General features: G+C 41.2%; 12 protein-coding genes. 11 read left to right on the forward strand and 1 reads right to left on the reverse strand.

Going from position 1 to position 8,844, the window contains the following annotated elements:
• Positions 1-79 precede the first annotated feature (79 nt).
• Genes atpE through B0185_RS09180 form a run of 7 tightly spaced genes read left to right on the forward strand, consistent with a single transcriptional unit; the run spans position 80 to position 5,717 of the window.
• Complete coding sequence (gene atpE / locus B0185_RS09150; protein WP_005706613.1) at positions 80-334, forward strand: F0F1 ATP synthase subunit C; 255 nt, start codon at positions 80-82, stop codon at positions 332-334.
• 58 nt (positions 335-392) lie between these two features.
• Entirely contained in the window at positions 393-863 is a 471-nt protein-coding gene (gene atpF, locus B0185_RS09155; RefSeq protein ID WP_005706594.1) for a F0F1 ATP synthase subunit B, read from the forward strand.
• 13 nt (positions 864-876) lie between these two features.
• Positions 877-1,410, forward strand: a complete 534-nt coding sequence (gene atpH, locus B0185_RS09160) for a F0F1 ATP synthase subunit delta (RefSeq protein ID WP_005706623.1) — start codon at positions 877-879, stop codon at positions 1,408-1,410.
• Between the two features lie 12 nt (positions 1,411-1,422).
• Positions 1,423-2,964, forward strand: a complete 1,542-nt coding sequence (gene atpA, locus B0185_RS09165; protein ID WP_005706612.1) for a F0F1 ATP synthase subunit alpha — start codon at positions 1,423-1,425, stop codon at positions 2,962-2,964.
• A 22-nt stretch (positions 2,965-2,986) separates the two neighbouring features.
• Positions 2,987-3,853, forward strand: a complete 867-nt coding sequence (gene atpG / locus B0185_RS09170) for a F0F1 ATP synthase subunit gamma (RefSeq protein ID WP_005706601.1) — start codon at positions 2,987-2,989, stop codon at positions 3,851-3,853.
• A 19-nt stretch (positions 3,854-3,872) separates the two neighbouring features.
• Positions 3,873-5,246 carry a F0F1 ATP synthase subunit beta gene (gene atpD / locus B0185_RS09175; RefSeq protein ID WP_005706607.1) on the forward strand — a complete coding sequence of 458 codons (1,374 nt, stop codon included), beginning with the start codon at positions 3,873-3,875 and terminating at the stop codon, positions 5,244-5,246.
• A 51-nt stretch (positions 5,247-5,297) separates the two neighbouring features.
• A complete protein-coding gene (locus B0185_RS09180; protein ID WP_005706621.1) occupies positions 5,298-5,717 on the forward strand; it encodes a F0F1 ATP synthase subunit epsilon in 420 nt (139 codons plus the stop codon).
• 157 nt (positions 5,718-5,874) lie between these two features.
• Here B0185_RS09180 and B0185_RS09185 read toward each other — a convergent pair whose 3' ends face one another.
• On the reverse strand, positions 5,875-6,264 hold the full coding sequence (locus B0185_RS09185; RefSeq protein WP_005706589.1) for a helix-turn-helix domain-containing protein: 390 nt from the start codon (positions 6,262-6,264) through the stop codon (positions 5,875-5,877).
• Positions 6,265-6,391: 127 nt separating this feature from the next.
• Here B0185_RS09185 and B0185_RS09190 point away from each other — a divergent pair, with 127 nt between their 5' ends.
• From B0185_RS09190 to lldD, 4 genes are all read left to right on the forward strand, one after another.
• On the forward strand, positions 6,392-6,610 hold the full coding sequence (locus B0185_RS09190) for a hypothetical protein (RefSeq protein WP_005706619.1): 219 nt from the start codon (positions 6,392-6,394) through the stop codon (positions 6,608-6,610).
• 2 nt (positions 6,611-6,612) lie between these two features.
• On the forward strand, positions 6,613-6,765 hold the full coding sequence (locus tag B0185_RS10235; protein WP_005706584.1) for a hypothetical protein: 153 nt from the start codon (positions 6,613-6,615) through the stop codon (positions 6,763-6,765).
• Between the two features lie 22 nt (positions 6,766-6,787).
• Entirely contained in the window at positions 6,788-6,946 is a 159-nt protein-coding gene (locus B0185_RS10240) for a hypothetical protein (protein ID WP_005706609.1), read from the forward strand.
• Positions 6,947-7,507: 561 nt separating this feature from the next.
• Entirely contained in the window at positions 7,508-8,653 is a 1,146-nt protein-coding gene (lldD, locus tag B0185_RS09195; protein ID WP_005706622.1) for an FMN-dependent L-lactate dehydrogenase LldD, read from the forward strand.
• Positions 8,654-8,844: the final 191 nt, after the last annotated feature.

Here is an 8,844-nt window from a genome sequence, read left to right on the forward strand (position 1 = left end):
AGACCGCTTGTATTTTTCTTTAACTTAAACAAAACCCTAGCCGTTAGGCTAATTCCTCAATCTTTTAATGGAGAACATTATGGAATCAGTAATCACAGCAACTATTATTGGTGCATCAATTTTATTAGCTTTCGCAGCACTTGGTACTGCAATTGGCTTCGCACTTTTAGGTGGCAAATTTTTAGAGTCTTCTGCTCGTCAACCTGAGTTAGCAAGCAGCTTACAAACTAAAATGTTCATCGTTGCTGGTCTTTTAGATGCTATCGCAATGATCGCTGTTGGTATCGCATTATTATTCATCTTCGCAAACCCATTTATTGGTTTATTAGGCTAATCCCTATAAATAATAGGCGTTACCTTCGGGTAATTTAACTAACTTTATAGGAGGCGTTGTGAACTTAAATGCAACACTAATTGGTCAACTTATTGCATTCGTCCTTTTTGTGGCGTTCTGTATGAAATATGTATGGCCACCGCTTATTAAAGCGATTGAAGAGCGTCAAGCAAACATTGCTAACGCTTTGGCATCAGCGGAAAAAGCGAAACAAGAGCAAGCAGATTCAAAAGCTGAAGCTGATAAAGAAATCCTTAAAGCCAAAGAAGAAGCTCAAAAAATTATTGATTTAGCAACGAAAAGACGTAATGAGATTTTGGAATCTGTACAAGCAGAAGCTGAAGTAGAACGTCAGCGTATTATTGAGCAAGGTTACGAAGAAGTAGAAAGCCAACGTAAACGAGTTCAAGAAGAGCTTCGGCAAAAAGTGGCTGCATTGGCAGTGGCTGGTGCAGAGAAAATTGTTGGTCGCTCAGTAGATAGTGCGGCAAACAATGACATTATTGATAAGCTAGTTGCAGAACTATAATAAGGTGGGGCAGATGTCAGAATTCAGTACAGTAGCTCGCCCCTACGCTAAAGCAGCTTTTGATTTTGCTTTAGAGCAAGGTCAGTTGGATAAATGGCAAGCAATGTTACAGTTTTCAGCCCTTGTTGCTGAAAATGAGCAGGTGGAAGAGTACATCAGCGGTGCGCTTGCAAGCGGTCAAATTGCAGATTTCTTTTGCAATATCTGTGGCGACCAACTTGACCAATATGGGCAAAATTTCATTCGTGTGATGGCTGAAAACAGACGTTTAGCTGTTTTACCAACCGTTTATGCACAATATCTTGCATTGCGTGCAGAACATGAAGCAGTAAAAGACGTTTTAGTGGTTTCAGCAACCGAATTAAGTCAAGCACAAACCGATAAAATTGCGAAAGCGATGGAGAAACGCTTAGGTCAGAAAGTGCGTTTAACGAGCCAAATTGATACATCGTTAATTGCGGGCGTTATCATCCAATATGATGATGTCGTGATTGATGGTAGTAGCCGTGGTCAGTTAGAACGATTAAGCCAAGCGTTGAGCTTGTAAGAGGAATAAAAAATGCAACTAAATTCAACTGAAATTAGTGAATTGATTAAAAAACGAATTGCCCAGTTTAACGTGGCGAGCGATGCTCAAAGCACAGGGACAATCGTTTCAGTAAGCGATGGTATTATTCGTATTCACGGTCTTGCAGACGTAATGCAAGGTGAAATGATCGAATTACCAGGTGGTCGCTACGCTATCGCATTGAACTTAGAACGTGATTCAGTGGGTGCGGTAGTAATGGGACCTTATGCAGACTTAGCAGAAGGTATGACGGCAAAATGTACAGGTCGTATCTTAGAAGTACCAGTAGGTCGTGGTTTATTAGGTCGTGTGGTAAACACCTTAGGTCAGCCAATTGATGGTAAAGGCGAAGTAGAACATGATGGCTTCTCACCCGTTGAAGTGATTGCACCAGGTGTAATTGACCGTCAATCGGTAGATCAACCCGTACAAACAGGTTATAAAGCGGTGGACTCAATGGTGCCAATCGGTCGTGGTCAGCGTGAGTTGATCATCGGTGACCGTCAAACAGGTAAAACTGCATTAGCAATCGATGCGATCATTGCACAAAAAGATTCAGGCATAAAATGTATCTATGTGGCAATCGGTCAAAAAGCATCAACTATCGCAAACGTAGTGCGTAAATTAGAAGAACATGGTGCATTAGCAAATACAATCGTTGTGGTTGCTTCAGCATCAGAATCAGCAGCATTACAATACCTTGCACCATACTCTGGTTGTGCAATGGGTGAATACTTCCGTGATCGCGGTGAAGATGCGTTGATCGTGTACGATGATTTATCAAAACAAGCGGTTGCTTACCGTCAAATTTCATTGTTATTACGTCGTCCACCAGGTCGTGAAGCATTCCCAGGGGATGTATTCTACCTACACTCTCGTTTACTTGAGCGTGCAGCACGTGTAAATGCAGATTATGTTGAGCGTTTCACAAACGGTGCGGTAAAAGGTCAAACAGGTTCTTTAACGGCATTACCAATTATTGAAACTCAAGCGGGTGACGTTTCTGCGTTCGTTCCAACCAACGTAATTTCGATTACCGATGGTCAGATTTTCTTAGAGTCAAGCCTATTTAACTCAGGTATCCGACCTGCGGTAAACCCTGGTATCTCGGTTTCTCGTGTAGGTTCTGCAGCACAAACAAAAGCGATCAAAAAATTATCAGGTGGTATCCGTACTGCGTTGGCACAATACCGTGAATTAGCAGCGTTCGCACAGTTTGCATCAGACTTAGACGATGCAACACGCAAACAGCTTTCACATGGTCAAAAAGTAACTGAATTGTTAAAACAAAAACAATTCGCACCAATGCCAGTGAGTGAACAAGCGTTAGTGTTATTCGCCGCTGAATTTGGTTACTTAGATGATGTTGAGTTAGAGCGTATCGGTTCATTTGAATCCGCTTTATTAGCTTATGCTAATAGCAACCATGCTGATTTTATGAAGGATTTAGCAAAATCTGGCGATTACAATGACGCAATAAAAGATCAATTAAAAGCCATTGTTGAAAACTTCAAACAAAACGGTGTGTGGTAATCACAGTTAGCGGAGAAAAATTATGGCAGGTGCTAAAGAGATAAGAACCAAAATTGCGAGTGTTCGTAATACGCAAAAAATTACGAAAGCAATGGAAATGGTGGCAACCTCTAAAATGCGTAAAACGCAAGAGCGTATGGCAGCAAGTCGCCCTTATTCTGAAACGATTCGTAAGGTGATCAGCCATATCGCGAAAGGTAACATTGGTTATCAGCACCCGTTTTTAACCCCTCGTGAGATTAAGAAAGTCGGTTATTTAATCGTTTCAACAGACCGTGGCTTATGTGGCGGTCTGAATATCAACTTATTTAAAGCCACTTTAAATGAGTTTAAAGCGTGGAAAGATAAAGACGTAAGTGTCGAGCTAGGTATTGTTGGTTCAAAAGGTGTCGGTTTTTTCCAAAACATTGGCTTAAGCATTAAAGCACAAGTTACAGGCTTAGGCGATAAACCAGAAATGGAAAATATCGTAGGCTTAGTAAACGGTATGATCAACGCTTACCGTGAAGGTGAAGTTGATGCGGTGTATATTGCCTATAACCGTTTTGAAAATACGATGTCGCAAAAACCAGTTGTTGCACAATTACTTCCATTACCGCAGTTAGACGATGACGAATTAGACAGCAAAGGTTCGTGGGATTACCTCTATGAGCCGAATCCGCAAGTGTTGTTAGACACTTTGCTCGTTCGTTATGTAGAAACGCAGGTATATCAAGCAATCGTTGATAACTTGGCATCAGAACAAGCCGCTCGAATGGTAGCAATGAAAGCCGCAACAGATAATGCGGGAACACTGATTGACGAATTACAATTAGTGTACAACAAAGCTCGCCAAGCAAGCATTACAAATGAATTAAATGAAATTGTTGCGGGTGCCGCAGCAATTTAAACGTGAAAGAGGAACGGTAATGGCAACAGGAAAAATTGTACAAATCATCGGTGCGGTGATTGACGTTGAATTCCCACAAGATGCAGTACCAAAAGTATATGATGCGTTAAAAGTTGAATCAGGTTTAACGCTTGAAGTTCAACAACAATTAGGCGGTGGCTTAGTGCGCTGTATCGCATTAGGTACGTCTGATGGTTTAAAACGTGGCTTAAAAGTAGAAAATACAGGCAACCCAATTGAAGTGCCAGTGGGCACTAAAACCCTTGGTCGTATTATGAACGTATTGGGTGAGCCGATTGACGAAAAAGGTCCTATCGGTGAAGAAGCACGCTGGGCAATCCACCGTGCAGCACCAAGCTACGAAGAGCAATCAAATAGCACGGAATTACTCGAAACAGGTATCAAAGTTATCGACTTAATCTGCCCATTCGCAAAAGGGGGTAAAGTTGGTTTATTTGGTGGTGCAGGTGTAGGTAAAACCGTAAATATGATGGAGTTAATCCGTAACATCGCGATCGAACACTCTGGTTACTCTGTATTTGCAGGGGTAGGTGAGCGTACTCGTGAAGGTAATGACTTCTACCACGAAATGACAGACTCTAACGTATTAGATAAAGTATCGTTAGTGTATGGTCAAATGAACGAACCACCAGGTAACCGTTTACGCGTAGCTTTAACAGGCTTAACCATGGCGGAAAAATTCCGCGATGAAGGTCGTGACGTATTATTCTTCGTCGATAACATCTACCGTTATACCCTAGCAGGTACGGAAGTGTCAGCACTTCTCGGTCGTATGCCATCTGCGGTAGGTTATCAGCCAACCTTAGCAGAAGAAATGGGTGTATTACAAGAGCGTATCACTTCAACCAAAACTGGTTCTATCACCTCGGTGCAAGCGGTTTACGTTCCTGCCGATGACTTAACTGACCCATCGCCAGCAACAACTTTCGCACACTTAGACTCAACCGTCGTATTAAGCCGTAACATTGCTTCTCTTGGTATCTACCCAGCGGTGGATCCATTAGACTCAACTTCACGCCAATTAGACCCATTAGTGGTAGGCGAAGAACACTATAACGTAGCACGCGGTGTACAAGGTACATTACAACGTTATAAAGAGTTAAAAGACATTATCGCGATTCTTGGTATGGACGAACTTTCTGAAGACGATAAACTTGTGGTAGCACGTGCGCGTAAAATCGAACGTTTCTTATCACAACCGTTCTTCGTTGCTGAAGTATTCACAGGCTCACCAGGTAAATATGTATCATTAAAAGACACCATCCGTGGCTTTAAGGGTATCTTAGAAGGCGAGTTCGACCACATCCCAGAACAAGCGTTCTATATGGCAGGTTCAATCGACGAAGTAGTTGAAAGAGCGAGCAAAATGTAATTGTTCTCTAACCCGATTAGGAACATCCGAAGAGGAAAATAGGAGAACAATATGGCAACGCAATTTGAACTCAATGTCGTGAGTGCTGAGCAAAAAATCTTCACAGGGCAAGTCGTGAGCGTTAGAGTAACAGGTGTTGATGGGGAATTAGGTGTCTATGCAGGACACGTTCCACTTCTTACCTCCATCAAACCAGGTATGGTTAAATATACGTTAGAAGATGGCAAAGAAGAGTTCATCTATGTATCAGGTGGCTTCCTTGAAGTGCAACCCACGATTGTAACCGTTCTTGCAGACGTGGCAATCCGCGGTGAAGAGCTAGATCAACAACGTATCTTAGCCGCTAAACGCAAAGCCGAAGAAAAGCTCAGCAATAGCAACAACGCAGATCTTTCTGCCAAACTCTCGCGTGAAATTGCGAAATTACGTGTTTACGATATCGTTAATTCACAACTTTCTCGCAGAAGATAACTTATTCCAGTTAAACCAAACCCCAACTAAACGGTTGGGGTTTTCTTTTGTAGGGGGTGTGGACGAAGTTCATGCACGCAAGCGGTAGGATTTTTATAGAGATTTGCAAAAAATGTGTGGATTATACTAATCCGCACACATTACCAATAAATCTTATCTATTTATTTTTTAAGAGTTCATTCATTTCTACTAATAGCTTAATCTCTTTCTTTTGGCTTTCTATTATTTCTTCTTTATGAGAAATAATAAGCAATAAACGTTGAATTTCTGATTTTAAATCTGTATCGCCAAAAGCGATACAAGAATAATGGTTGTTATTTGCTGAATTAGTTAAGTTAATCTTTCCATCTTCTCCATAAGCTAATAATTCAACGATATCAATGCCAAAAACTTCTGAAATTTGCTCTAATCTATCCAAGTTTGAACGTGTATCGCCACGCTCAATTTTAGCATATCCATTAGTTGACATACTTAATTTTGTTGCCATTTCTTCTTGCGTCCATTGACGACTTTCTCTTAGCTGACGGATCTTTTCATTTGTTTTCATTGTTCACTACTTTTTGGATTTATATATACAAAATCTGGGTAGGTAATCTTCACATTTTGTTGATTGTGGCATTTTTTAGCCTGAATTACAATTTGAATCAAGAAATAACCCATTTTAGGAGAAAACTATGGCATTTTTTGATTTTTCAAGCAGTTTTAAAAAATTCTGTGAAGAAGAAGGTCTTATGAATAAAGCATTTCATGGTACGGCAGCTTTAGTTAAAGGTGTGGGGAATATTGGGATTGCAATGACTGCACAGGCGGCTAAACAAATATTAGATAATCCAAACACCACATCGGAGCAAAAAGAAGCTGCTAGAAAAGTGATTGATAAACTAGAGAAATAATTATGAGCAATTATCGAATTACTATTCTCAAAGCGAAAGGTGATTATGGTTCAAAAATGTTGGTTAACATTCTAGCTCATAGTGTGAGTGAGGCTCGTCAAAAAGCAAAATCAATGTACCCGATGGGAAGCGTGATTGCAGTGGTTAAAAGTTAATTTTTAATATGAGGTAAAAACAATGCAGGAGTTTAACATTTCTTATACTTATGCGAAAGCCGATGGCACAAGTAGAACACAAACAACTCAAAAAGTAAAAGCAGAGAGCATAAGTGCGGCTAAAAAAATTATTGAGCAGAAGCATGCTACTAAAGGGCAGATTGTCGTTCAATGGCGATAAGCTAATGTGTTGCCGAGGGTAACAAGTTACCCTCGGTTAGGCACAATTCAACCCCTTTGGGGTTGGAATTACATTTATCCAATAATAATCTTGTTGTATTAAGAAATATCTTATCTTGATATTTTATAGGGTAGGGCATACAATATCGGAAGGTCGGGGACAGGTTGCGACCCTATCCCCTTCCTAGCCGTTAGGCTATTTAGTTAAACATTGCAACCAGTAAATCCAGTATCGCTAATACTCTTATACTGATTGCCCCTACTAGCAATAAAGCTAGAATTGTCAGAGCAATAACTTCTGATGTTTTCACATAAATCACCCCCTTAGTGCTACAAGACTAAGCGGCTAAGCAGTATGCTACGGTCAGGTAGCATTCTACCTAGGTCGCCGATAGCACGGGAATGATTTTATCATAGAACCGCCTTTAGGGGCGGTTTTTTGTTATTCCTTCAAAATAAACTGTGATCTAGATCTCAAAATAAGAATAATTAGCATTTAATCTTGTTAAATTAGTGTTACACTCTGATAACTTTCTTATTAACAGAGTTCAAAGAGGTTAAAATGATTATTTCATCAGCCAGCGATTATCGTGAAGCGGCACGCCGCCGTGTTCCTCCTTTTATGTTCCACTATGCTGATGGTGGCTCTTATGCCGAGCAAACACTCGCCCGCAATGTGAGCGATTTGGAAAACATCGCATTAAGACAACGTGTGTTGAAAGATATGTCGGAGTTGGATACTAGCATTGAATTATTCGGCGAGAAACTTTCAATGCCAACCATTCTTGCACCCGTTGGGGCGTGCGGTATGTATGCACGCCGTGGGGAAGTGCAAGCAGCACAAGCGGCAGATAACAAAGGCGTACCATTTACGCTTTCAACGGTATCAATCTGCCCGATTGAGGAAGTGGCACCGGCGATTAAACGCCCGATGTGGTTCCAGCTTTATGTATTGAAAGATCGTGGCTTTATGAAAAATGCCCTTGAGCGAGCCAAAGCCGCGGGCTGTTCAACCTTAGTATTCACCGTAGATATGCCAACCCCAGGGGCGCGTTATCGTGATATGCACTCAGGCATGAGCGGTCCTTACAAAGAAATTCGCCGTGTGTTGCAAGGCTTTACTCACCCTTTCTGGGCGTATGATGTGGGTATCAAAGGCAAACCGCACACTTTGGGCAATGTTTCAACTTATATGGGCAGACAAATTGGCTTAGATGATTATATTGGCTGGCTCACCGAGAACTTTGATCCATCGATTTCGTGGAAGGATTTAGAGTGGATTCGTGAGTTTTGGGATGGTTCGATGGTGATTAAAGGCATTCTCGATCCAGAAGATGCGAAAGATGCCGTGCGTTTTGGTGCTGATGGCATTGTGGTTTCTAACCACGGCGGTCGTCAATTAGATGGCGTGCTTTCAAGTGCAAGAGCGTTACCACCGATTGCTGATGCGGTAAAAGGGGATATTAAAATTATTGCTGACTCAGGTATTCGTAATGGTTTAGATGTAGTACGTATGTTAGCACTGGGGGCAGATGCAACAATGTTAGGTCGAGCATTTGTTTATGCCTTAGGGGCAGCAGGTCGCCAAGGTGTTGAAAATATGCTCGACATTTTCAAAAAAGAGATGCGTGTAGCGATGACATTAACCAGCAATCGTACTATTGCTGATATTAAACCAGATGCATTAGTGGATTTAAGCAAACTCTAATTTACAAAATTTGGAGAAAAATAAACCGCTTGTTGGCGTAATTTTGTGTTTTATGTATGTGTTTTCAACAAGCGGTAAATTTTTTAAAATTTTTTGCAAAAAGTGCTTGCACGGTTTTGATTTTTCTCTATAATGCACCTCACACAACGACGCACTGTTGTGAACGATTTAGATTGATATGCAGTGCGTCG

It is taken from the genome of Haemophilus parahaemolyticus (assembly GCF_002015035.1).
Taxonomy (GTDB): Bacteria; Pseudomonadota; Gammaproteobacteria; order Enterobacterales; family Pasteurellaceae; genus Haemophilus_A; species Haemophilus_A parahaemolyticus.